This window comes from Streptomyces sp. RK9 (assembly GCF_045070545.1).
Taxonomy (GTDB): Bacteria; Actinomycetota; Actinomycetes; order Streptomycetales; family Streptomycetaceae; genus Streptomyces; species Streptomyces alboflavus.
This window is the reverse complement of record NZ_CP173703.1, coordinates 1-22737: the sequence shown is the minus strand read 5'-3', so window position 1 is coordinate 22737 and position 22737 is coordinate 1. Positions and strand designations below refer to the sequence as shown.

At 68.5% G+C, this 22737-nt stretch carries 21 protein-coding genes, 3 pseudogenes and 1 CRISPR repeat array; of the genes and pseudogenes, 5 read left to right on the top strand and 19 right to left on the bottom strand.

Features of this window, described 5'->3' with window-relative positions:
• Positions 1–276: 276 nt before the first annotated feature.
• Entirely contained in the window at positions 277–450 is a 174-nt protein-coding gene (locus AB6L24_RS00120) for a hypothetical protein (RefSeq protein ID WP_405650544.1), read from the bottom strand.
• Between the two features lie 719 nt (positions 451–1169).
• Between AB6L24_RS00120 and AB6L24_RS00115 the strand changes: the two genes are divergently transcribed.
• Positions 1170–1661 (top strand): allene oxide cyclase barrel-like domain-containing protein, encoded by a 492-nt coding sequence (locus tag AB6L24_RS00115; RefSeq protein WP_405650542.1) that lies wholly within the window; start codon positions 1170–1172, stop codon positions 1659–1661.
• A gap of 367 nt (positions 1662–2028) precedes the next feature.
• A complete protein-coding gene (locus AB6L24_RS00110) occupies positions 2029–2199 on the top strand; it encodes a hypothetical protein (protein ID WP_405650540.1) in 171 nt (56 codons plus the stop codon).
• 960 nt (positions 2200–3159) lie between these two features.
• On the opposite strand, the gene AB6L24_RS00105 is transcribed toward AB6L24_RS00110, so the two are convergent.
• From AB6L24_RS00105 to AB6L24_RS00080, 6 genes are all read right to left on the bottom strand, one after another.
• Positions 3160–3426 carry a DUF4235 domain-containing protein gene (locus AB6L24_RS00105; protein WP_405650538.1) on the bottom strand — a complete coding sequence of 89 codons (267 nt, stop codon included), beginning with the start codon at positions 3424–3426 and terminating at the stop codon, positions 3160–3162.
• Between the two features lie 5 nt (positions 3427–3431).
• Positions 3432–3914: a DUF3618 domain-containing protein gene (locus AB6L24_RS00100; protein ID WP_405650535.1), complete on the bottom strand. Its 483-nt coding sequence runs from the start codon at positions 3912–3914 to the stop codon at positions 3432–3434.
• On the bottom strand, positions 3911–4282 hold the full coding sequence (locus AB6L24_RS00095; RefSeq protein ID WP_405656979.1) for a phage holin family protein: 372 nt from the start codon (positions 4280–4282) through the stop codon (positions 3911–3913). Before AB6L24_RS00095 ends, AB6L24_RS00100 begins: the two co-directional genes overlap by 4 nt.
• Before the next feature lie 253 nt (positions 4283–4535).
• Positions 4536–5156, bottom strand: a complete 621-nt coding sequence (locus AB6L24_RS00090; protein ID WP_405650533.1) for a phosphatase PAP2 family protein — start codon at positions 5154–5156, stop codon at positions 4536–4538.
• 159 nt (positions 5157–5315) lie between these two features.
• Positions 5316–6365 (bottom strand): YihY/virulence factor BrkB family protein, encoded by a 1050-nt coding sequence (locus AB6L24_RS00085; RefSeq protein WP_405650531.1) that lies wholly within the window; start codon positions 6363–6365, stop codon positions 5316–5318.
• 72 nt (positions 6366–6437) lie between these two features.
• Entirely contained in the window at positions 6438–6749 is a 312-nt protein-coding gene (locus tag AB6L24_RS00080) for an ATP-binding protein (protein WP_405650529.1), read from the bottom strand.
• 476 nt (positions 6750–7225) lie between these two features.
• On the opposite strand from AB6L24_RS00080, the pseudogene AB6L24_RS00075 reads away from it, so the two are divergent.
• Positions 7226–7762, top strand: a pseudogene (locus tag AB6L24_RS00075) (transposase); the annotation flags it as partial.
• 444 nt (positions 7763–8206) lie between these two features.
• Here the strand turns inward: AB6L24_RS00075 and AB6L24_RS00070 are convergent.
• The 4 genes from AB6L24_RS00070 to AB6L24_RS00055 form a co-directional block, all read right to left on the bottom strand.
• Positions 8207–8938 (bottom strand): hypothetical protein, encoded by a 732-nt coding sequence (locus AB6L24_RS00070; RefSeq protein WP_006376607.1) that lies wholly within the window; start codon positions 8936–8938, stop codon positions 8207–8209.
• A gap of 263 nt (positions 8939–9201) precedes the next feature.
• Positions 9202–9474, bottom strand: coding sequence for a hypothetical protein (locus tag AB6L24_RS00065; RefSeq protein WP_405650526.1), 273 nt, complete (start codon positions 9472–9474; stop codon positions 9202–9204).
• A gap of 199 nt (positions 9475–9673) precedes the next feature.
• Positions 9674–9973: a hypothetical protein gene (locus tag AB6L24_RS00060; RefSeq protein ID WP_405650523.1), complete on the bottom strand. Its 300-nt coding sequence runs from the start codon at positions 9971–9973 to the stop codon at positions 9674–9676.
• A gap of 208 nt (positions 9974–10181) precedes the next feature.
• Complete coding sequence (locus tag AB6L24_RS00055) at positions 10182–10724, bottom strand: hypothetical protein (RefSeq protein ID WP_405650521.1); 543 nt, start codon at positions 10722–10724, stop codon at positions 10182–10184.
• Positions 10725–11768: 1044 nt separating this feature from the next.
• Here AB6L24_RS00055 and AB6L24_RS00050 point away from each other — a divergent pair.
• Complete coding sequence (locus AB6L24_RS00050; RefSeq protein ID WP_405650519.1) at positions 11769–12071, top strand: hypothetical protein; 303 nt, start codon at positions 11769–11771, stop codon at positions 12069–12071.
• Between the two features lie 40 nt (positions 12072–12111).
• A pseudogene (locus tag AB6L24_RS00045) lies at positions 12112–12282 on the top strand (pirin family protein); the annotation flags it as partial.
• A gap of 590 nt (positions 12283–12872) precedes the next feature.
• Positions 12873–14609: a CRISPR direct-repeat array (repeat unit 29 nt; unit sequence CGGAACACCTCCGCTCTCGCGGAGACCAC).
• Between the two features lie 18 nt (positions 14610–14627).
• Here the strand turns inward: AB6L24_RS00045 and cas2e are convergent.
• From cas2e to cas3, 8 genes and pseudogenes are all read right to left on the bottom strand, one after another.
• Positions 14628–14939: a type I-E CRISPR-associated endoribonuclease Cas2e gene (gene cas2e, locus AB6L24_RS00040; protein WP_405650517.1), complete on the bottom strand. Its 312-nt coding sequence runs from the start codon at positions 14937–14939 to the stop codon at positions 14628–14630.
• Between the two features lie 27 nt (positions 14940–14966).
• Positions 14967–15961 (bottom strand): annotated as a pseudogene (gene cas1e / locus AB6L24_RS00035) (type I-E CRISPR-associated endonuclease Cas1e).
• Complete coding sequence (gene cas6e, locus AB6L24_RS00030) at positions 15958–16632, bottom strand: type I-E CRISPR-associated protein Cas6/Cse3/CasE (RefSeq protein ID WP_405650515.1); 675 nt, start codon at positions 16630–16632, stop codon at positions 15958–15960. The pseudogene cas1e and the gene cas6e overlap by 4 nt, the downstream one beginning before the upstream one ends.
• Complete coding sequence (gene cas5e / locus AB6L24_RS00025) at positions 16629–17495, bottom strand: type I-E CRISPR-associated protein Cas5/CasD (protein WP_405650513.1); 867 nt, start codon at positions 17493–17495, stop codon at positions 16629–16631. The genes cas6e and cas5e overlap by 4 nt, the downstream gene beginning before the upstream one ends.
• Positions 17492–18670: a type I-E CRISPR-associated protein Cas7/Cse4/CasC gene (gene cas7e / locus AB6L24_RS00020; RefSeq protein ID WP_405650511.1), complete on the bottom strand. Its 1179-nt coding sequence runs from the start codon at positions 18668–18670 to the stop codon at positions 17492–17494. The genes cas5e and cas7e overlap by 4 nt, the downstream gene beginning before the upstream one ends.
• A gap of 78 nt (positions 18671–18748) precedes the next feature.
• A complete protein-coding gene (gene casB / locus AB6L24_RS00015) occupies positions 18749–19495 on the bottom strand; it encodes a type I-E CRISPR-associated protein Cse2/CasB (RefSeq protein ID WP_405650509.1) in 747 nt (248 codons plus the stop codon).
• A 40-nt stretch (positions 19496–19535) separates the two neighbouring features.
• Positions 19536–21128 carry a type I-E CRISPR-associated protein Cse1/CasA gene (gene casA / locus AB6L24_RS00010; protein WP_405650507.1) on the bottom strand — a complete coding sequence of 531 codons (1593 nt, stop codon included), beginning with the start codon at positions 21126–21128 and terminating at the stop codon, positions 19536–19538.
• A 40-nt stretch (positions 21129–21168) separates the two neighbouring features.
• On the bottom strand, positions 21169–22737 hold a 1569-nt coding region (gene cas3, locus AB6L24_RS00005), incomplete at its 5' end, for a CRISPR-associated helicase Cas3' (protein WP_405650504.1).

Genomic DNA, 22737 nt, shown 5'->3' with positions numbered 1-22737 from the left:
ATGGGTGTGCTGGTGGCACTGGACGGGTATCAGCCGGGCCGCGGTGGTGGTGGCTGCTCGTGCCCGGAGTTGGCGCTGATCACGGCTGTCGCGGGGTGCCAAACTGGTGTTGTCAGGCACCGAACGCGAGGCCGACTGACTGTGATGGGCGTGCCTGTTCACACCCGCTGTGCAGGCCGAGGGTGACCGCATCCTGACCGAGATCGGAGCAGTGGTGCCCGACCGAGGCAGGCCGGCACCCTCTACCAGGACTGCGGCCGACCGGCGTTCGCTCTCTCAGATGCCTGGAGGGTTGATCCCGGACCTGAGGTCCTTGAACTCGTCTTCCTCTTCATCGAATTCCGCCCCCCGCTTCGGATTCCCTGCCAACTCTGGCGGCCCGGAATCTACGGAGTCTTCTGCTTCGGCATCCTCTTCCGTGTCGGGCTCGGGCTCGAATCGATCGCTCATTCTGTGACCTCCGAATCACTGGCGCGTGACGCCACACAGTGGGTTGCGGCGAACCATGTCGCGAGACGACCGGCTGAATGCCTCACGACTTCATACGGCGAGGTGAAGCGCTGGCTCGAGCTCGGCCGACCGGAGGGGGTTCGTGCCCGTACACCCCGGCGGCCCGGCGTCGGGCCGCTCACCGTTGCCTGATCCTGAATGTCCTGGCTTCGGACCACGACCTCCCTCGGAAGCGCCCTGGTGGCGCATCAGCCAAGGTTCGCTCCTGCGCGATCCACGCGCGGAAGACGAGACGGGCGACGGCGAGGACGCAAAGCCGCAGACCGCACGATCAAACCGCACACTGACCAGAAGGGGCGGCAGTATGACCGTACGTCAGAGAAAGGCCCTCAAAAGGCGTCCTGCGAACCAACGCGAGCGGGTCCGCGTCCGCGACCGGCACTCCAGGAAGCTCCGCGGAGTTGTGCTCGAGCTGAACCACTCGGTGGGGGAGTCATACCCCGACGCGTGGAAGGGCGTCATCGTCACTGACCACTCCGGATTACGGCGGAGACGCCGCGTCCACCATGCAGCCGCACCGGGAAGCTCCAAGGTCCCCGGCAGAGTCATTATGCCGCCAGCGCTATGACGTCATGACGATGTTGGTCTTGGACGCCTCAACTCGCCCTCCATAGCGTCAAGTTGTTCGCACACGTAGATCGCCATGAGGAGCTTCCACCATGGGGAACAACAGCAACCGGACCCTGTTCAGGAGATTCGCCGCCCTGTCACTGGCCACCTTGGCGGTCGGCGTCTTCGCCGCGGGGGGCGCCAATGCTGATGCCTCGAAGAAGAGCCGGGTCGAGGTCATCGAACTCCAGCTCAAGGACCTCGAGTACGAGTCCGTCGATCTCGGCAAGGCGGGGCCGAGCCTGGGCGACATGAGCGTCTACTGCGCCACCGCGGTGGAGAACGGCCGCGACGTCGGACGGGGGGCCGGGACGGCCCAGGTCGTGTACGTCGGTGGTGGGAAAGTCACGTCCCAGGCCGTGATCACGATAGAGCTCAAGCGTGGCTCTCTGACCATGCAATCGCTGCGGCCGGAGGAGGCGAGTTCGCTCGACATGGCCATCACAGGCGGCACGGGAGCCTTCAAGGACGCCCGGGGCAGCGTTCGCTACTGGGACATCAACACACCGAAGGAGAGGCTGCGCGCCGAGATCCTGCACTGATGGAGGATGGGATCACCGCGCCCGCAGCCCCCGCACCGCCAGTTCGACCACCGCCGTGAAGGCGTCCTCGATGCCGGGGTGTGGCCAGTGGGGGTGCAGCAGGGGGCGTGGAAGCGGCTTGTGGCGTCGAAGACGACGCAGGCCCACAGAGCGGGGTCCTGTCATCGGGCGGCTGTCACTCGTCGTCCGCTGTCGGCGGCGGGAATGGCGCCGCGTGCCGCCCTCCGCCGGTCGGCGTCAGCCTTCAGCTCGAGGCCCGCGTCATCGTATGGGCCACCATCGTGCGGGTCGGGGGACGTGGCAAATGTTCGGGCCCGAATCGGGAGCGGGCCCCCGAGCCCAGCCCCAGCGAGGTTCTGTGCCGCAGGTGTTCTCTATCCTCCTCGTGCCGTACATCTATGCCCGGCACAGACGCACGGCAGAGCCGTACGAGACGATCTACCAGGCCAGGATGACCGGAACCACCAGCCTGCGGCCGCTCATGAGCGGAAGCACCCTCGTCGTCACCACCACGGTGGACCACGTCGACACGCCCTGACCCAAGCTGACTGGCCTCGGCCGTTCGCTCACAGGCTCGGGATTGAGTGGACGAGAGCGACGCAGCATTTGGCTCCACGAGATGCGCCTGATCCACCGCGCACTGGCATGAGTGGGCGGCACTCAAGGCGGAGTGTCCAGGGAACGAGCGCCAGAGCCCTCAGACTCTGACACGCAGACGCCGGGACATCAGGTGGCGGGTCAGCTCACTCGGCGCTTCATGTGGGCTGTAGTGCTGCGGCGAGCGGGCGATACTGGATGGCCTGTTCCCTTGCTCCGCCATCCCTGCCGGGCTCTACCCGATACGAAGGGGTCGGGGGCGTGCGCGTCACGGAGTCCGTCAGCAGACTGCCCGTGAGGAGGGCGCCGACTCCATCGTCGACTGCCCAGCCGGCGGGAAGCGCGTGATGTGCCACGGCTGCCTGATAGGGCGCAGGAAGGGCCAAACAACGTTCCGGAATGACAGTCACGAGGGTGTCTCCTCCGTTGTGTCCTCGGCTGTGGTGGTGATGCGGTCTGCGACAGCTTCAGTGCCACGGTGCGTCACGTCGGCAGCCTCGGCGAGATGCCGCGGCGGACGGTCGGCAGCCGCGGCATCTCGCCGAGGGTGTCATGGGGTCGGTGGCTGGTGGGTTTGCCTGCTGTGCCTCCGACTGGGAAGCAGCCGTCTTCTGACGATTTCCTGCCAGGAGGTGTGCGTGTGGGGCGGTGGGCTGCCCGATCTGCCGGATGGCTGCCGGGTCTCTCCACAACCAGTTCTGTGTGTTTCTGCGTCTTTTGCTCGTGTGCCTTCCCACTCGTGGCGGGGCGTGTTCCGGCGGGTCCTGCTGTGCGAGGACGTGCAGGACGTGCTGTGTCGCTGTTGCTGGCCCCGGACAGCCATGCTGCCGTCCTCACCAAGGAGATAGCAGGGGGTGCCGGTATCCACGTCACACCCGGCACCCCCGTCTCACCACGGATGTCAGCCGGGCCACGTGCCGGTCAGGCGGCGGGTGGTGGCGGCGCCAGCGCGCTCGACGGCGGCTTTGACCCCGGCGAAGATCGCGCCCTGCAGAGCGGCGGCGAGCAGCACCTCGGTCCAGGCGCGCTCCTCGTCGGTGGCGTCGGGCGCGTCCTCGTCGTGGCCGAGCATCTTCCACGCCTGCTTGAACACCGCTCCGGCGAGCATGCCGCTGACGGCTCCCAGGGCGAGACCGACCGGCTTGTAGGCGATCTTCGAGGCCCTCAACGCGCTCACCCCTTCCTGCGGCGGCAGGCCAGCCACACCAGGGTGGCCACACCGGCTGTGGTCAGCAGCAGGGTGCGGTTGTCCCGCGCCGCCTGTGCCCCGTGGGCGGTCTTCTGCCGCACCGGCTCGGGCGCCTTTTCTTCCCACAGCTCACCGGCCCGGGCAGCCCTCGCCCTGGCCTGCCCGGCGGCTTGAGCGGCCGTGTCCTTCACCGGGTCGGGCAGCCTGTCCTGCGCCTGGTGGGTCAGGTCGGTTGCCTTCGCCTTCACTTCTCCGGCCTTGGCTACGACCTGCTCCTTCAGCTCGCCGGCCTTGGCGGCGGCCTGCTGCTTGACCTCGGCGGCCTTCTCCTGGGCGCGGGCCTTGACGTCGGTCTTGGCCGCCAGCGCCGCGACCGTCTGCCCGAGCTCTTCGCGGGTCTGCTCGACCTGCTCGCGCAATTCCTCGCTGTTCTCGGCGGTGGGCTCGTCGTGAGGCGGCTGGGTCATCGCTGGGCACTCTCCTTGATCGCGGCCACGTCGGCCTTCACGTTCTCGACTGTCTGCTCGGGCGCGGGCGGCGCGGCCTGGTCGACCTGCTTCTTTCCACTCATGGCCATCACCGCGGCGATCACACCCAGCACCGCGGTGACGATCAGCCCAGCTGCCCACACCGGCAGCGCCACGGCGATCGCGGCGATCGCTGTGGCCACCAGCGCCTGCAGCATCAGGAAGCCCACGACGCCAGCGCCACCGAACAACCCGCCGCCCTTGCCGTAGCGCTTGCCCTTCTCCTTCATCTCCGCTTGCGCCAGCTTCATCTCGCCGCGAACCAGCTCGGTCAGTTGCTGCGAGGCCCGCTGTACCAGCTCGCTCACCGGCTCCTGGCCGGAAAGGTTCGCGCTCGGGCCGGATCCGGCATGGTGCGGCTGTGTGCTCGACACGACGGTCACCTCCTACGCTTGTTTCTGTCCGTTCCTGCCGGTCGGGCTTGGTCCTGCGCCCGACCCTGCGTTGAGCGCGCGAGTACCCCGAACAGGCGAGTTCAGAACGGGCGGCGTCGGCTTTCCACGCGGTCTGATGCGGCGGGAGTTTGAGTCGGGCCTGTGCCGGTGAGCCGCATGGTGCGGCCTAACAGGTTGCGGCGGCGGCCTGCCTGGCCGGCTTGTCCGGGTGTCCCTGGCAGGTGGGGCTGCCAGACCACACCAGGCCGGCCCGCTCGCGTAGGTTCCGAGCGGGTCGGCCGTCTGTGCGCGTCTGTCCAGTCCGGGCCGCGGTGGCACCCCGTGGCGGGCGGTGGCGCCGAACCAGGCGCGGGGCGCTGCGGGTGAGCCAGGCGCCGGCCAGGCCGATGGCGGCGCCTGCGGCAACATCACTGGGACAGTGGACGCCGCTTTTCACCCGTTCAAGGGCCACCAGGCCGGCCGGCAGGGCACAGGCTGCGCCGGCGGCCGGCCACGTGGGCATCACGGCGGCGGTGAACGCCATCGCGGCGGCGGTGTGCCCGGAGGGGAAGGAGGAGGAATCGGGGCGGTCGTCGACCTCATCGTGTGGAAACCACTGCTTCGGCGGCCGGGGCCGGTCGGCCAGCTGCTTGCACAGGCCGTTGGAAACCAGCTGTGCGACCGCCAGGGCGGCCAGGCCGTTCACGGCCGCCGTACGGCCGCGCCACCCGCCCGCCCACGCCATCGCGACCGCGGCGCCGAACCACAGCTTCGTACTCTCAGCCGCCTCCTCCACGGCCGAGAGCACCTACCCGACGCTGCGCGGAATACGCGCGGCCGCCCGCTGTGCAACCACCCGATCCACATCGCGCAACCCCGTCAGCAACCTCATGAACTGCACGTTTCCCGAAACGACCCGGTGTAAGCCGCTCGGAACCGCGTCAGATATTCCCTGCCTGCCGCGCGCTCAGGTCTCGTTCAGGCGGCGCACGTCTTCCTCATCCCATTTCCGCGTGTCGCGGGGCTGGGTGTACGGCTCGGCCTCGGGCGGATGCCCGCCGGCGATGGCCCGCTGCCGTACGGACTCCGCGTCGAACTCCAGGCCCAGCAGGATCGCCAGGTTGGAGATCCATAGCCACATCAGGAAGACGATGACCCCCGCCATCGTGCCGTAGGTCTTGTTGTAGGAGCCGAAGTTGGCGACGTAGAACGCGAACCCGGCAGAGGCGATCAGCCAGATCACCAGGGCCAGGAAGCTGCCCGGGGTGACCCAGCGGAAGCCCTTCACCTTCGCATTCGGGCTCGCCCAGTACAGGATCGCGATCATCACAATGACCAGGACAACCAGCACGGGCCACTTGGCGATCGACCACACGGTCAGCGCGGTGTCCCCGATCCCGAGGGCCTGCCCCGCCTGGCGGGCCAGGGAGCCGGTGAACACCACGATCAGCGCGCTGATCACGGCCAGCACCATCAGTACGACCGTGACCCCGAGCCGCACCGGCAGGATCTTCCACACCGGGCGGCCCTCGGGCATGTCGTAGACGGCGTTGGAGGCGCGGATGAACGCGGCTACGTAGCCGGACGCCGACCAGATCGCCAGCGCCAGGCCGACGATGGCCATGATCGACCCGATCCCGGCGTTGCCCTGCAGTTGCTCCACGGCGCCGGTGATGATGGTGCGGGCCGAGCCGGGGGCGAACTGCTTGAGGCTGTCCAGAACCGCGTCGGTCGCGGACTTCCCCGCGAGGCCGAGCAGCGACACGAGCGCCAGCAGCGCAGGGAAAAGCGACAGGATTCCGTAGTACGTCAACGCTGCGGCGCGGTCGGTCAGCTCGTCGTCCTTGAACTCCTTCAGCGTGCCCTTGAGGACCTGGCCCCACGCCCCCTTGGGCAGCTTGGCCGGGGCGTCCGGTGCTCGCCGCTCGACCTCCGGCCCCGGCCCCGCCTCCTCCGGCGTCGGCACCTCGCCCTCGCGGTGACAATTTTTTCGCCCTGGAAGATGCAGCTTCGCCATACCCGCCGAGTAACCCGGCGCCAGGTCCTTAACGCACCAACCGCCAGACGATCACGCCGCGCAAGAACACCCTCAGCAGTGCGGGTCAGGTGGGCTGCCGGCCGGGTCTCCGCCGGGGTCCATCGCCCCGATCGCGGGCAGGGTGGGGCTGCTGTCCCACACGCTCACCTCGACGGCACCCGCATCGACTTCCAGAGTCAGCATGTAGGGGCTGGGCGCGTACTTGCAGGCATTGGTCACCATCTCGCTGACGACCAGCTGCACCATACCCATGGCCCGCCCGGACACCGGCAGACCGTGCACGGCCTGCACATCGGTCAGGAAGGACCGGGCAAGGTCCCGGGCGAGGGTGATTTCCTCGCTGCCCTCGAACGCGGCGGACACCGAGATATGGCGGCTCCACGAGCGGCTGCTGGCCCTCGTCCCACCCAGCGGGTTCCATACAGCCCGCCTCGCGTCCGAGCCCCCCCGCGGCCCCACCCGCTTACCCCTGAAACTTCGCCGCACTCACCAAATACGCGAAACTGGTTTCCGGTAATTTCCCTCCGGAACATCATCCATCAGGCGAAGGGACGCGCGGCGTGGATCATCAGGCGGCCGGGGGGGCTTTCTTACCAGCCACGCCCGTGTGCTCCTGGCCATCGCGCGCGATCCCACCGCCCGCCTGCGCGACCTCGCCGCAGCCTGCCATCTCACCGAACGCACGGTGCAAGGCATCGTCGTGGACCTCGAACGGGTGTAGCTCCTCCGTGGTGAGGCCGTGATGCCGTGCGCCGTTGCTGTCCGTGGCCCGAGGGCGGATCGTTGTGTCCGGGACCGTGGTCTTGGAGGCGGGGATGGCATCGTGGCTGGAGAAGCTCGGCTCCTGCTGGGCCAAGCAGACCCAGCCCGAGCGCCTGCCAGCCACCTACCGGCGCACCCACGGCATCATCTACTTCCACGGCTGCTACTCCGTCGGTGACGATCAGATGTGGGGCATCAACCGGCGCCGCAAAGGCATCGATCACACCTGGGCCGCGTTGAGAACGATCCGCACGGCCCGCCCGGACGGCGCCTCGATCTACGTGATCCTGGACAACCTCTCCGCCCACTTGAACTGGCGAATCCGCAGGCGGGCGGCCCGCGAGAAGGTCAAGCTGTGCTTCACTCCGACCTACGCGTCCTGGGCCAACCCCACTGAGGCCCACTTCGGACCACTACGGCAGTTCACCCTGGCCAACTCGAACCATCCCAATCACACCATCCAGACCAGGGCCCTGCATGCCTACTACCTGCGCTAGCGCAACCAGAACGCCCGCCACCCCGACGTCCTGGCCGCCCAACGACGCGAACGTGCCCGAATCCGCAGTGAGAGAAGCATCCGCTGGGGCGGCAGACCCCTACCCACCGCGGCCTGACCACTCAACCCGGTGAACCTTCCTGGTCACAGCACAAGCCGCAGCCGGAACGTGACGGAGCCCGGGAGCATGTCCAGCTCCCGGGCTCCAGCTTGCCACCCATTTGCGCACACCGGCGGCGTTTAAGAACCGCGGGTCATGTTGAGATCGACGTGTTCTGCCTTTGAACTACAGCGCCACGAGAGAGGCGCCGGAGGGACTTGAACCCCCATCCGTCGATGTTCGCCCACGCTCGGTCGATCCGGTGTTCGGCGGCGAATACTGAGACTGGAGCGAGAATCTGAGTTTCATGGGGCCGCCTCTGCCAGGCTTGGGCCACCCCCACACGTGGTGCGGGGAGAGGGATTCGAACCCCCAACTGACACCCCTTCATCAGCTTCAACATCAGTTTCAGCTTGCGCTCATCGCGCACCCTCCGCTCGCGACGGAGGGCGTATGTGGGGGCTACCGGAAGAGGTAGCCGAATACCGCGTCGCCGACCCGCTGGTCGGTGACCTCGGTGTTGTTCGCCTCCTCGCGGGCGAACTTGACGGACTGCTGGAGCTTCTCGACACGGTCGAGGAGCTCGTTGACCCGCCGGGCGGGCAGCGCGCCGGAGAACTTCACCGTAGTCCAGTAACCGACCGGGACGTCCTCGTAGTACACCTCGACCTGCGCCGGGTGCTTCTCCGTGGCCTCGGCCTTCACGTGGTTGCGCGGAACCTTCTTCGTGCGGATGGTCCGCACCGGGTCCGTCTTCCACGAGTCCGTCGAGGGGTCCAGGTTCCACGACTCGGAGGCGTCGAGCACCGGCAGCTTGCGCACGAAGGTGTGCAGGTCGGTGAGTTGCTTCTCCAGGAACAACAGGTACGGGACGGGCACCTGGGGCAACAGCACCGTACCGTCAACAACCACGTCCGCGACCGCGGACCGGTTCGCCCAGTCCTTCGTCGCGGTCACGTCGAAGAGCCGCGTCAGCGTCCCGGCGGTCGCCCGCAGAGCGTCCTCGGCCTTGATCTGCACCCGCGTGGACTCTGGCGGCAGCTGCTCGCCCTCTTCGTCCTTGGGCTGGTAGGTCCGGGAGATGCCGGCCAGCAGGGCGGGCTTCTGCACATCCTGGTGAGCCTGGGTGAGCTCCTGGAGAGCCTTGGACTTGACGCCCTTTTCGACTGCGATGATCTGATTCAGCTTCGGCACACGGCGAACCTACCAACTCCGCACCGTACGCACATCCGATTAAACGCCTGACTGCGAGGGCGGGGCGGCGAGTGTGAGCCCGGACCGGGGCGCGAAGGGCACCAACCATAAGGCGCGTAGCCGATGAGGCCGAACTTCTGGTGGACGAGGCGGTCCTGCTTGACGCCGCTGAGGCGGGCGGGGTCCGGGGCGGCGGGCTCTGGCTGAGGTCGACCGGGCGCCGCTGTTCTTCGGCTTCCGCGGTGCGGTGGGCCTTCTCCGCGTCACCGCCTCGGTGAGCCGGTGCGGATGGGCTGCGGGTCGGGCTCGCCGGCACGCCGGGCGTGCAGGGCGGTGACCTGGTTGGCGCGGGTGCCCCTGGGGCAGGTGTCGGCCCGCTGCTGCAGATCCGGGCCGGCCGCGAGGTGCGCGGTCAGCAGGACGAATGCGTCGCGGTGTGCGGCGGCCCAGGCCTGTTCCGCCCTGCGGTCGCGGTGGGCGCGGGCCGCTTCGACCCGTTCGCCCTGGGTCTGGGTGTGTCCGGCGATGTCGTCCATGTCCCGGCGCAGTTACAGGAAGCGGCGCTCGGCGGAGTGACGGTTGCGCATCTCGAGCGCGGTGGCGAGACGGGACCAGATGACCGTCTTGCGGCGGGCGGCCGCGATCAGCCGGGCCTCGTCCAGAGGGAGTTTGGCACGCAGGGCCCGCTGAAGGAGCAGGGCGGCCAGCAGATCGAAGCCACGAAGCGTCTACTGGTCAGACGGGATCGGTGAACGAGATCGGCTTGCCGGTGGCGTAGGCATATGCGATCTCCCTGCTCGTGGACTCGCCGATATACCCGCCGGGGTTGACGACAAGAACCCGGTCAGCCAGGTCGATCTTGCGCAGGTGGAGGGCGTCCAGCGCGGTCTTCTGCTCGTTGGTGATCAATTCGCCTGCTTCGCCTGGCGCGACGACGATGAGACCTGCGAAGGTCAGATCACGGTTCGCCGCACGCATCTCGTCCACGAACCGAGTAGAGCCGCAGATGCAGACAATCTCAGGCCGGTCGGGCACGGCTCAGTCCTTCGGTTGAACGGGAGGCCGTCAGTGAGCGCGTTGACATCACAGGCAGGAAGCCTTCAGCAACACTCAACCTTCACTGCGAAAACGTAGCGGTCGCCAACCTTCGCCGACAATTGCTCAGCCTTCGCTGCGACAGGTCAAGACTGCCGTGTGACGCCGAACATGGGGCCAGTGCCACCGCAGTTCGAGTGGATTACGCTCAGGTGCTTGCTCGCCAGGACGGCGGCCAGCTCGTGCGCTCGGGGACCACTGCACCTGATACTTGGAGACTGGTCCGCGCTTTCTCGTAGAACGCTTGCCGGGCAGCCCTGTACGTGCTGTATGCCTGATCCCAAGCAGCCGCTTCTCCACCCAGACGTCCCCGCACCAGCCATTCCAGATGCCACACAGCCTCGTTCAACTCGCGGATGGTAACGGCTGTTGCTGAATCCGCCAGCAAGCGCAGAGGTTCGATCATGGCGGCTCGCTGCGCCTCCGCTTTGGCAGCTTGGTCCAGCGCGTCATCCGTCGGCTCGACGGGAGCAGGATGCTCGGCCATACCTTGATGAGCAGCAAGACGCTGGTACGTCACGACGCAGTCTTTGACCGCCTGGCCGTAGTCGCAGTAAGCCTGCAGGAGCAACCCGTCCCACCGCGCCCCCTGTTCTCTCCGCCAGCGCGTTCGCTCGTTCAACATCCCTACCAAGTAGGACAACAAGGCGCCCAGTGTGACGCCGATCAAGGCCCATAGCTGGTTGCCCACGAGTCCTCCTGTCGAAGATCAACAGCGTCCTCCGACGCCCCATATCAGACTGCGAGGCGGCGGCATCACTCAAACTTTCCTGCCGCGAATGTGCGGCCGATCAAGTTCGGTGACAACGCTCAAGCCTCGGCGGCGCGGGACAGAGACTGCGAAGCCGTCACGGCCCTGCCGGAGTGGCTGCTCCTCTGCGCCTCTGGCCCCGACTGGTGAGGCGAGGTGGTCCACGGTGCCCCGGGCTATCTTCAGAACGAGGCGGCGGACTTCTACGCGAGCGGGACTGCTGCTGCCTACCGGGCCGGGGCCTGCGTAGCTGTTCCCGGGGGGATGTCCGCCACGGCCGCGTGCAGCGTCGGCGGCGCGCCGTCTTCCTCGAGCCGGGCAGCGTGATCCGGCTCCCCGTGGTGGGGTCTGCCGGCCAAACGGTGTGGTGGTATCCGATGGGGGGATGGTGGAGGAACCTGAGTTCGGCGTGCTGTTGGCCTCGAGCGGAGGCCGGGGGCTCGACCTCGTCCAGGCGATTCGGTCAGTGACGGGGCTGAGCGCATGGCGAAGCAAGCAGCTGCTTGAAGCCGCTCCGACGACACTGGTGGATCGGACATGGTTCGAGGCCGCGGTGGATGCGGCGATGCGCCTCAACGCGGTCGGTGCGCGAGCTGATGTGGTCTGCAGGTGGTGTGAGCGGGTGATGTCTCCGGAGGACTGCCCGGTGGACCCGGAGCTGTGCTCGTCACCTTGTTGTCTCCGACTGGCTGCCCCGCGAGCCGGCCGAGGTCTTGATCAAACCGCGGCTGTCCTGGCCTGGTCCGAGGTCGTGGCTTTCCAGGCCGCGGTGACGCGCCGTTTCTCCCATGGTCAGGGTCGGGTCATGCCCGTTGAGTGCAACGGTCACTATTACCGTCCGGTGTTGCGTGAGGCGCCGTGGAACCGTGGTGTGGCACTGGATGTCGGTTGCGGGACAGGCCGGTTCGCGTGGTGGCTTGCCGTCCTCACGGTCCTGCCCGCGGTCTTCGTCCTGGTGGGCGCGGTCCAGTACGCCCCGAGGCGGTGCTGGACAACCGCGAGTTCTCCACCGCGGCGGTCATGCACTCCCTGATCGCAGTAGAGATCGTGCTGCGCGACCGGATCCCGGACGCGGGGAGGAAGCCGCTGCACCGGCTCATCAGCCAGGGCGCCGCCGACGGGGTCCTGACGGCCAGGCAGGCGGAGTACCTCGACTACGGTCGGCAGATCCGCAACGGCATGGCACACGGCCAGACCACGCACGCGGTGATGCCGCCGACCGTGGTGGTACCGATGGTGACGACCTCGTTCGCGATCGTCTCCGAGCTCTGCTCCGCAGCTGCCTGACTGCCCTGCCGCATTGCATCTGAGTGGCCGTTGCCAGGGGCTCGACTTGTGGTGGAACTTCATCGGGCGCACGCAGGAGGACATCGAGCAGGCGCGGGAGGACTGGATGACGGGTTCGCGGTTCGGCGAGGTGAAGGGGTACGACGGGGCGCCGCTGGCTGCGCCTATGTTGCCTGCGGTGCCGTTGAAGCCTCGGGGGCGGGTGCGCTGAACTTGGGGAATGAGGTTGGAGGGGCGACCCGGGATGGTAGGTGACGTCGATCTGTGCAGAGGCTGTCGGGCCTCCGGGGCAACTGCCTCCACTTGCCCGCTGGCGTCCTCGACCGCCTCACAAGTGATTCCAGTCTGTGAGTGGTTGCGGGCAGGTTTAGTCGTACTCATGCTGACCTAAGGCTGACTTTGCTGATGGTGTGTCAGGGGTAGTCCCGACTTGCTTCAACTGGTCATGGGTGAGCCGAAGGCGTGTGGGGCGCAGGGTAGGCGCGGCTCATGCTGACGTGATGGTGCGATGCGAGGAAGGGCGCTGAGGGGGAGATGGCCGGGTTGTCGAAAGTCTATAAATGCTCGGCTGGGGGTTTCCGCCTACCTGATGTCCGATCGGAACTTTCCTTCACGGCCCGGATGAGGGCGTCGTGCTCTGCGAGCACGGCTTCGGGCGCAGCGGGTGCTCCGCGCACGGCGGATCACCTCCGCTAGCGCGGAGACCACCAGACCGTCGCCGACGGGCTGCGCGACGACTACGGAACACCTCCGCTCGTGCAGCGACCACATCACGAACCTTTCCCCGCTCGACATCGAGGGCAGAACACCTCCGCTCGCGCGGAGACCACCCACCGATGCTGGGCGGAGTGAACTTGTAGTGGGGATCACCTCCGCTCGCACGGAGACCACCACGGCTGGGCGTGATCCAGTAGCTCGGCGGCCGGACCGCCTCCGCTCTCGCGGAGACCATTGGCCTCCACGAACCCTCAGCTCAGCATCACCCGGAACGTCTCCGCTCTCGCGGAGACCAACTGCCCGTTCTCGATCATCGACTCGATGAGGGCGGACCACCTCCGCTCTCGCGGAGACCACCGCGTGAGGCGGTCGCCGTCTGGCGCCTGGTCCGGACCACCTCTGCTCTCGCGGAGACCACGACGAAGCCTCCGGCATCCGCTGCCGCGTCCGCGGACCACCTCCGCTCTCGCGGAGACCACCGGAGCCTGATCCGCTCGATGGCCCGCTGGTCCGGACCACCTCCGCTCTCGCGGAGACCACGGCGGCAGCGGTCGACGTATCAGCACCAGATGCGGAACACCTCCGCTCTCGCGGAGACCACATGAGGACTACAGCCCTCGATTCCTCCGCAGCCGGAACACCTCCGCTCTCGCGGAGACCACGCAACGCTGGCCATGGACGTACGCGACGGCGACGGAACACCTCCGCTCTCGCGGAGACCACAGCACCCGCCGGGGGCTGCGGGCGGCCAACGCCGGAACACCTCCGCTCTCGCGGAGACCACAACCTCCACGTACAGGCCCAGGGGTCGGAAGCCGGAACACCTCCGCTCTCGCGGAGACCACTCCCTTCCGATCCGGGGCGCGAGCCACACGGTCGGAACACCTCCGCTCTCGCGGAGACCACGGCGAGGCCTGGGTTCGGGCGACCCGCGACTACGGAACACCTCCGCTCTCGCGGAGACCACGGGCAGCCGCGCGCCAAGGAGATTCAGGACCGCGGAACACCTCCGCTCTCGCGGAGACCACAACGGGAACAAGCGGTACGAGAGCGAGTCTGGCGGAACACCTCCGCTCTCGCGGAGACCACCTGTGGAAGGTCGGCCGGGCCCTGACGGTCACCGGAACACCTCCGCTCTCGCGGAGACCACCGCTTACGCCTCCCCCTCGTTCTCGTCGGTGCCGGAACACCTCCGCTCTCGCGGAGACCACACCACGATCAGCAGCAGCACGTACCCGGTGACCGGAACACCTCCGCTCTCGCGGAGACCACGCAGCCATCTCGGAAAGTGGTGACTGAAGGTGCGGACCACCTCCGCTCTCGCGGAGACCACCCCCCACCACCCGCACTGAGCGCAGTCATCTGCGGACCACCTCCGTTTTCGCGGAGACCAGAGTCGCCACCGCGGCGGGTGGGTCGGCCACCCCGGACCACCTCCGCTCTCGCGGAGACCACGTCATGTGGGTCTTCTGTGTCCTCAACCAGCACGGACCACCTCCGCTCTCGCGGAGACCACCCACTGATCACTGCTCATGCCGCGCCCACCGCCGGACCACCTCCGCTCTCGCGGAGACCACCGGACGCGTCGCCACTCAACGCCGCCCAGGCCCGGACCACCTCCGCTCTCGCGGAGACCACAGCCCCGCGGCCATCGCCTCCGCCTCCAGCACCGGACCACCTCCGCTCTCGCGGAGACCACCTGTTGCAGAGCGCAAAGCGGCTGCCTCCCCCCGGACCACCTCCGCTCTCGCGGAGACCACCGTTAAGGCGGCCGATGAGTTCATCAAGGATGCGGACCACCTCCGCTCTCGCGGAGACCACCCTTCCCGACCTGCAGTTCTACAAGGGGTTTGCAGTTTCTTTACCTTCATGTCGGAAGGCCACGAGGGTGAGGCCGTCGAAGTCGATCGGTGTGCGGCGTTGGGGGCCGGCGGTGCGTAGGGCGAAGCCCTGTTCGTTGTCGGTGGGGTAGGCGAGGACTGAGGTGCCGCCGCCGGTGCAGGCGGTGATGGATGACCAGAGTTGGTCGCGTACACGGGCGGAGACGGTTCCTACGTACAGCTGGGGGGTGACTTCGAGGAGCCAGCGGGTGAGGGCGCCGCGGAGGTGGTCGGGGACTGCGGTGACGGAGAGCACGATCATCGAGGCCATGGGTGGTGTGGTCCTTCGGGTGCGGTGTCAGGTGTCGGCTCCGTGGTTCTGTCCGCCGGGGATGGCGCCGCTGATGGGGTCCCAGAGGTCGACGATGTGTTCTTCGGGTCGGGGGCGTCATAAGGGGTGCCGGGGTCGAGGAGTTGCTGGATGTCGGTGACGATGCGGGGGAGGAGCTTGAAGAGGCGCAGGCCGTCTCGGAAGGAGCGGCGGGCGGCCGCTTCGGGGTTGGTGGTGGCGTGGAGGGAGAAGGCGAGAGGGATGGTGAGTTCGGCCTTGTAGAGGTCGGCGATGTCGTAGACGAAGGCCTGCTGGTTGCCGTTGTGGACGAACCCGAGGGCGGGTGAGCAGCCGAGGGCGAGGATGGCGGCGTGGACGATGCCGTACAGGCAGGTGTTGGCCGAGGACAGGGCCAGGTTGACGGGGTCTTGGGTGTCCCACGAGTCGGGGTCGTAGGAGCGGCGGAACCGGCCGATCTTGTACTGCTGCGCGAGGAGCCGGTAGTGGGCTTTGACGCGTCGGCCTTCCAGGCCGCGGAGTTGGTCGAGGGTGGGGGTGGCTGGGGCGGTGCCGTGGCCGAAGCGTCTTTCGTACATGGCGGTGGCGACGGCGAGGCGTCGGGTGTCGTCGGCCCAGGCGCGGGTCTGGCGTTCGAGCCAGGTGGTGGTGAGGGAGTCGGGGAGGGCGGCGGCGTAACAGCGGACGCCACCCGCGCCGGTGATCAGGACGGTGGTGCCGTGACGGGCCAGGGTCGCCAGGGCGCGGGCAGTGATCGAGGTGCCGGGGCCGAGCAGGACGCAGCTGAGGGCGGCGGTGGGCAGGTAGACGGTCTCCGTGCCCCGCTGCTCGCTGGTGACTTCGGCGCGGACGCCGGTGTCGTCCTGGTGGACGCGGACGATGTCCAGGTAGAGGAACGACAGGGAGTCGGCGATGCGCGGCAGCATCGCGACGGTGGGCGCGGCGAGTTGGCGGCGGGCGTTGGCGTGGGTGCGGGCAGGGCCTGCTGCTGGCGCTTCGGTCATACGGGTTCCCGGGCGGGGGCGATGGTGAGCAGGCCGCAGCCGTAGGCCTTGCCGCGGCCGATGCCGTCGGTGATCTTCGTGCGGAGGAGTTCGGGGTCGGTGATGGCGGCGGTGCCGTCGAATTGAGTGCGGGCATGCTGGATGCGCTGCTGTTGGGGGGCGTTCTGGGGGGTGCGTGTGCCGCGGGCGGCTTCGAGGGGGTGGGAGTGGTGGGTGAGCGGCTTGAGTCCGGCGGTGTCGGCCTGGCGCAGCCACCATTCGTCGGCGTCTGCCCCGTGGAGGGGGACAACAGCCGGCAGGTTGTAGAGGCGGCGGGTGGTGGCGCCGGGTTTACGGACGGCGCTGGCCACGCACCGGTAGTGCAGGGTCAGACCGGGGCGCAGGGCGCCCAGGAGGGTGTCGAGGGATCGGGCGTCGGCCTTCCCGTAGCCGGTGGGGAGTTGGCCGAGGTCGGGTTCGTGGGTGCTCTGAAGGAGGATGTGCACCCCGGTGGGGGTGTCCTCGACGCGGAAGAGGACACCGAAGCGGGCACGTGCGTCCTTGCCCGCATGTGAGGGGAACAGCGTCATCAGGCGGCGGTGGAGTCCGACGGCTGCTTCGGTGCCGTTGAGGTCACGGCGGACGTCGCGGGAGCGCTGGTCGGGGGCGATACGGGTCAGCCAGGCGGTCACGGACGGCCTCCTTCCAGGGCTGGGCGGTCGAAGTGCTCGGCTACGTAGGCGGCGAGGGCGGTCAGGTGGCGGACGCCGAGCCCAGTGTGCTGGTCGGCGGGGAGGCGGAGGGCGCGCTGGTAGAGGTCACGGGTGCCGTGAGCGCGGTGGCCGGGGCGGAAGGAGAGCGGCTGGTCGGTGATCTCGCTCGTAGGCTCCGCGCCGTCCTGGTCCTCGTTCGCGTCCGGTTCGGGTTTTGGTGCGGTCAGGCGCTGGTTCAAGGGCTGGTCGGAGAGGAACGCGACGTCCTGGAACCCCTCGCGTGGGCGGGGTGCGGCGAGGGGCAGGTGGACGAGGTGGCGCAGCGGATCGGCGGTGGCGCCCAGGAGGAGCGGGCCTTCAGGCGGGCAGGAGCGGCGGCCCAGGAACAGCGGCCATCGCGGCGCGAGGAGCGCTTGCCCGGCCCGGCTGAGCAGCTCTGCATCGGCGGGACCACCGGTGACGGCGACGGTGAACGCCGCGTCCGCGAGGTAGGTGCGGTGCGTTAGCAGCGTGCCGGTGTCGCCGGGCCGCTTCTTGCCCTCCGCAGTGGTGACCGTGGCCTTGGCGGGCAGGCCGCCGCCGACGGTGTGCAGGTCGCGCAGCGGTACGCCGGGCCGGTCGACGCGGATCGTCAGGGACAGCCGGGCGAGGTCGTCCGGCGGTTGGTCGCGGCTTCGGCCGAGCGCGGACGCCAGGAGGCCGATGACGCCGGAGCGGGTGGGAAACAGGGCGGTGTCCCGCTCGTTGAAGGGGCTGCGCTCGCCCCAGGACTGCAGGGGCCCCGTCAGCCGTAGGAGCAGGCCCGTCTCCGCGTGCGGGTTCGGGGTGCGGGGGGAGTTCACGCAGCCTCGCCCTCGTCCTTGCTCCCGACGAGCGCGGCGTCGAGGACTGTGGTGATCAGGTCGTCGAAGGAGTCGTGACGTTGGCCGAGGCTAGCCAGGTCCTTGGCGTCCAGACCGGCCCAGCCCGACGTGAGGACGCGTCCGGTGCCGAGCAGCTTGTTCGCTGCCTGGGCGTACTCACCGAGCCGGGCACGGGATACCTGCGCGAAGCCGTTCCGGGCCTGCACGGGCTCCTCGAAGGCCGCGGCGAACGACAGCGGGCGGTCCGTGCGCACGGAGAGGTGCACCAGGTCGGGGATGGTGTGCGGGGCGGTGGAGTTCTTCTTGGCCTGGGGGAGCGACTCGATGAACGCACTCAGGAACGCGCTGGTCAACTCGCGCACTGCCTGCGGTTCGTCGCCGATGTTGGCGGCGAGGTCACGCAGGTCGACCGTGGCGTAGCGGTAGAAGGTTCCGGCGCTGAACTCGGCGTGGCCCATGTGCCCGCTGCCGGTGGCGTCGCCCCAGACCGCGGTGATGTCGTCGACGGCGGAGAAGTAGTCCAGCTCCACGTCTGTCTGGTGGGTGGTCAGCGCGTGGGCGACCTGGACGGCACCGTCCACCCCGGCATTGTCGACTTCGGCGAGCATCCGGCCGAAGAGGTTGATGACGCCGTTGCGCGAACGCAGGATCGCCTCGACGTCGTCCTTGGGCAGCACGCTCTTGTCGGCGGGCTTCTTGATGTCCTTGGCCTTCTCCACCGCCGCGCGATGGACTTCGGCGAGGTCGGCCAACTCCACGACCGCCGCCTCCGGCACGTACACCATCGCGTTGGTGAGCACCTTGTTGGGCACGATCTGCTTGGGATCGGCAGGGTCCTTGGCGAGTTCGTACTTGATGCTGCTGGCGGCCGCCACGTGGGCGCCCCCGCGCTGGGCGTCCGTCTCGCCCCAGCCCCGCGCGATCAGTTCCCGGGTGACGCGCTCGCCGATGCGGCGGGTGCGCAGGGCGGCCTCGCCGACCTTGTCCTCGAAGACGCCACGGACAGCACGCTTCCAGGACTGGCTGCTGACACGGGTGCGCAGCGTGTTGCCCCACTGGACGGTTTTCACGGAATTCGTGTCGTCCCGGTTCAAATTGGAGAACGGGACCGACTGCAGGACGTGGATGTCGAAGAAACGGGCGGCAACGGACACTGATGTCTCCCTGAATGGGTTTGTGTGACGCAGGAGTTCTGGGCAGGAACGGGCGTATGGGTACGGCACCCGTCACCCTTAGGCTTCGGGCTGGTCGGTTTCGTCGAGTACGGCTTCCTCGGCGTCGGCGCGGTTGGCCCGGTTGTCCGCATCCGCGGAGCGCTGCCGGTAGTAGTCCTGCAGCCAACGACGAGAGATCCGCCCAGAGTGCTCGGGCCAGGCGAGCAGATCGCTCAAGAGCCGGGCCCAGTCGACGGGAACGTCCAGATTCCTCAAGTAGCCGACAGCGGACGGCAGATGACGGTGCAAGCCGTCAATGCTCTGCCGGGTGAGGACGTTCAGTCGCGCTTCGGCTCCCGACTCCTGCATCGCCTTGTCCCGGCCGGGACTGTCGGTGACAGCGGCGGCGAACGCGGCGCCCAGACTCGTGCCAAAGCGTTGCGATCCCGTCGGCCCCGCCGATGCCCCCGCGGCCGCCTCGACCGTGGGTTCGGTGCCCGTGGTCCCGCCGCCGTCGGTCTCTTCCGGCTCGTCGAGCAGATCAGCGGCGGCAGATCCGCTGCGCGGCTGCGCAGCGATCATCGCAGCCACCGCGTAGTAAGCCCGCTGATCGGCCTCTGAACCGAGACTGCTCTCCGGGATCCAGCGCGCGACGAACCGGTGCATGCGCTGCGCCGAGCGGTCGTTGATCCCACGACGCAGACCGCTGCGCAGCGCACTACGGGCCCCAGGCTCCTTGCGGCAGAGCTGTTCCGTCCACTGGGTGTAGGCCAGCAGACGCTGACGCCCTGCCGAGGCCGGGTCGGTGGTGGCCTGAGTGGTCATTCTGTTCCTCGCCCCTCTCATTCTCGTCCGCGCTGCGTGCTCATGCGTCCTGCCCCTTGGCGGACCCGCTGCTCTTCTTGCGGGCCCCTCCATAAAGTCCGATCCGGGCGTCGGATACGGCCTTGGCGCCGCGCTGGGTTCGGGTGACGGAGGCCGTCACGGTGTCGTACGCCTCCACAGCCAGAGCCAGAAACGCCGCCCGCGACCCAGCCCGGTCGAAGCCCGCGTCCAGCACCGTGCCCGAGCGGTCCAGGCGGAGGAAGCGGTCCCAGAACTCGGCTTCGGCGCGCGGCCAGTAGCGCCCGGCAGCCTCCGCGGCCCACGTGTCGCCCTTGGCCTTCGCGTCGCGCACGTAGGCGGCCCAGGCCTGCTTCACCGCGCGATCCAGGCGCCGCCCATACAGTTCCCCGAACTGCCGCAGCCGTGCCACCGGCAGAGCGGTGCGCGGTGAGTCCCGCTCGGCGAAACCCAGCACCGGAGGCGTGGTGCCGGACACGAACTGGATGTCCTTGGCCTGTGCTTCCTGCTCGAAGCCGAGGGCCCGCACCCGCAGGTCCTCCGACACCTCGACGGCGTACGCGAAGACCTCGGGCCGCCTCGGCTGGGCCGTCCCGGGGGGTTCCTTGAGGAGCAGGGCGTCCAGGTCCCGCCACAGCGCACGCCGGGAGTCGGCCGGGCGCGGGTAGGGATTGCCCTGCTGGCTCACCTGCCAGATCAGAAAGGGGTCGCTCCGCGGGATGCGGCCTGTGCGGTACGCCCAGGTGATGTAGGCATCCCGCACCAACTGGCCGTCCTGCCCCTGCGGTACGAGCAGCAGCGCGTGCTGGGAACAGGCGGTGAGCCGCGAGCAGGGACCGGCCGGAGCCCGGGGCGCCTTGTCGGGGTCCGGCAACTCATCCCGCTCCCAGGGGCACTGATCCCGCGCGGGCGTCACGGTGGCTTCCGGCCTGACCAGCCCGGCCAGCAGCGTCTCGAAGAGGGTCTCTCCCTCAGGGTGGTACGAGAGCGCGGTACGCAGCGGGCCGGCCGTCATACTGGCGCTCTTCGCGCCGTTCACTTCTCGGGACGAGCAACGGCCGGAGGGGCCGTAGTAGTGCCACACCAGCAGGTTCAGCACCGCTTCCGACGCGGTGGGCAGCTCGGGACGGGCGTCCCTGTCGGCGCGGAACCAGGCGTGATTGTTGCCTGAGGCACGCGTGACGATCAGCTTGTTCACACCGGCGGTCTTGTCCGCGTCGCACTGCTCGGCCAGGCGCGCGTCCTGCATCCACGGCCGCCCGTACTCCGGGTCGAAGAGGAAGAAGCGGTGCTCGTACCTGGCGAAGTACTCGGCAATGCCCTCCCTCGACAACTCGCCCTCGTCCCAGATGTCTTGGAGCCGCGAGACCCAGTCCCTGGTGCCGACCTCGTCCAGACCGGTGACTCGGGCTGTGAGCGCGTACAGGATCCGCAGGAGAGCGGAGTGCGCGGGAGGGGATGTGACGGCCAGTCCGGTGATGTCGCCGCTACGCAGGAGCAGTTCGCGCAGTCCGATGCGATCGGGAGGCTCGCCGGTCGGAGGGGGAGAGGCGTTTGGCGACCAGTGGACGGGGATCCACGGTTCGTCGAGCAGGTTGCAGGCAGGCGGTGGCATGGGGCTCCAGGTGAATAGGCGAGAAGGACCAAATGCGCGGTTACACGACCTCCAAGCCGACGTCGGAGGTCCGGATGGTGCGGTCCCCGTGGCGGCAGGACCAGACGATGCCTGCGCCCTCGCCGGGTTCTGGCCGCATCCGCAGCAGTACGACCTCACGGAGCAGCGGCTGCTCGTCCCAGCCCCGCGGCGCCCCGTAGCCGCTGTCGCCCAGCAGCCACTTGCCCGGAACCGGGGCGGCATGCGAAATGATCTGCGCCAGGTGGCGGCGGGGGAGCCCACGGATGTCCTCGGGCAGCGGATGCGTCCCCGCCTCGTCGAGTGTCAGCGAGCCGTCTCTCTGCTCGTACAGGCACAACACCCGTCCTGAGTCCGCGCCTAGACGTGACGTCAGCAGCTCCTCCGTGACGCCTGCCGTCTGCTCGCTGAGTCGGTGGAGATCGCCGGCCACGTCCGCCGGGGCACGGATGTTCACCATGGCGGCCAGCTGGGTCTGGGCCATTTCCTCGGCCTGGCGCTCGGCATCCAGGATGCGTAGCTGCTCCTGTTCGGCGGCTCCCGCCAACCGCTCGACGAAGTCCTCCGCGTACACGGTGTCAATCAGTCGCTGGACGTCACCGGGAACGTCGATGCCGACCGCTTCCGCTTCGGCCAGGACTCGGGCGGTACGGTGCAGCAACCCGGCGTCGTAGACCGATCCCCAGCTACGAGGCGGCACCGCGAGGGCCCCTCGGGAGTCCACGGGTTCCAGGACGATCAGACGTGGCGCCTCTTCAGGGAGCGCCCACGACGGGCGCCCGGTCTCGCCGCGCTCGTGACGACGGCCCCGTCCCGCACGCTGGAGGAGCTGGGCCAGCGGGGCGAGGTCACTGATGATCAGGTCGAAGTCCAGATCAAGGGACTGCTCGACGACCTGGGTCGCGACCAGGATGGACGCCGGACGCGGCCGGGCGATGTCCTCTTCACCGCGCGGCTTGCCGAACGCGGTCTCGCACGCAGCAGTGATGCGCTGTCGCACGCGCGCGGGATAGCGCGAGTGCAGCAGGCGCAACCCACCTTGCTGCTGGGCTAGTTCGGGGAACGCGATGCGCAGGTCTCGGTATGTCTGCTGGGCCTCGGCGACCGTCGTACAGCACACGAGCGCCGTGCCCCCGTCCGATGCCACGGGGCGCAGCACCTCCCGCAGCGCCTCACGTCGGCTGCCGGGACGCGGGGCACACGAGGGATCTGCCTCGGTATCCCATACGACCGGCCGGATGCCGAGGTCGATGCGGCGGGCCCGCTCGCTCTTCACCGCTCTAGGCGTCGAGACGGAGCCAGTCGCGGCATCAGTGAACAACCAGCCTGGATAGCACGGTTCGACGGCGGACGGCTCCGGGAAGCCGGCGCCTCGCCGGTAGGCATCCACCAGCGATGTTGCCGTGCGCCCCGTCAGTGTGGCCGACAGCAGGACCACCGGTGCGCGGAACGCTCCCAGCCACTCCAGCAGTCGGATGAGCAACTGGTGCATCCACGGGCCGTAGGCGTGGGCCTCATCAACGACCAGGACCTTGTCGGACAGACCGAACAGCCGCAGAGCGTTGTGCTTGAGGGGCAGAACCCCGCTGAG

Coding starts and splice junctions, on each gene's coding strand:
- AB6L24_RS00120 (WP_405650544.1), bottom strand. CDS start 450: ATGAGCGATCGATTCGAGCCCGAGCCCGACACGGAAGAGGATGCCGAA.
- AB6L24_RS00115 (WP_405650542.1), top strand. CDS start 1,170: ATGGGGAACAACAGCAACCGGACCCTGTTCAGGAGATTCGCCGCCCTG.
- AB6L24_RS00100 (WP_405650535.1), bottom strand. CDS start 3,914: ATGACCCAGCCGCCTCACGACGAGCCCACCGCCGAGAACAGCGAGGAA.
- AB6L24_RS00085 (WP_405650531.1), bottom strand. CDS start 6,365: ATGGCGAAGCTGCATCTTCCAGGGCGAAAAAATTGTCACCGCGAGGGC.
- AB6L24_RS00065 (WP_405650526.1), bottom strand. CDS start 9,474: ATGGACGACATCGCCGGACACACCCAGACCCAGGGCGAACGGGTCGAA.
- cas2e (WP_405650517.1), bottom strand. CDS start 14,939: ATGGCCTCGATGATCGTGCTCTCCGTCACCGCAGTCCCCGACCACCTC.
- casB (WP_405650509.1), bottom strand. CDS start 19,495: ATGACCACTCAGGCCACCACCGACCCGGCCTCGGCAGGGCGTCAGCGT.
- casA (WP_405650507.1), bottom strand. CDS start 21,128: ATGCCACCGCCTGCCTGCAACCTGCTCGACGAACCGTGGATCCCCGTC.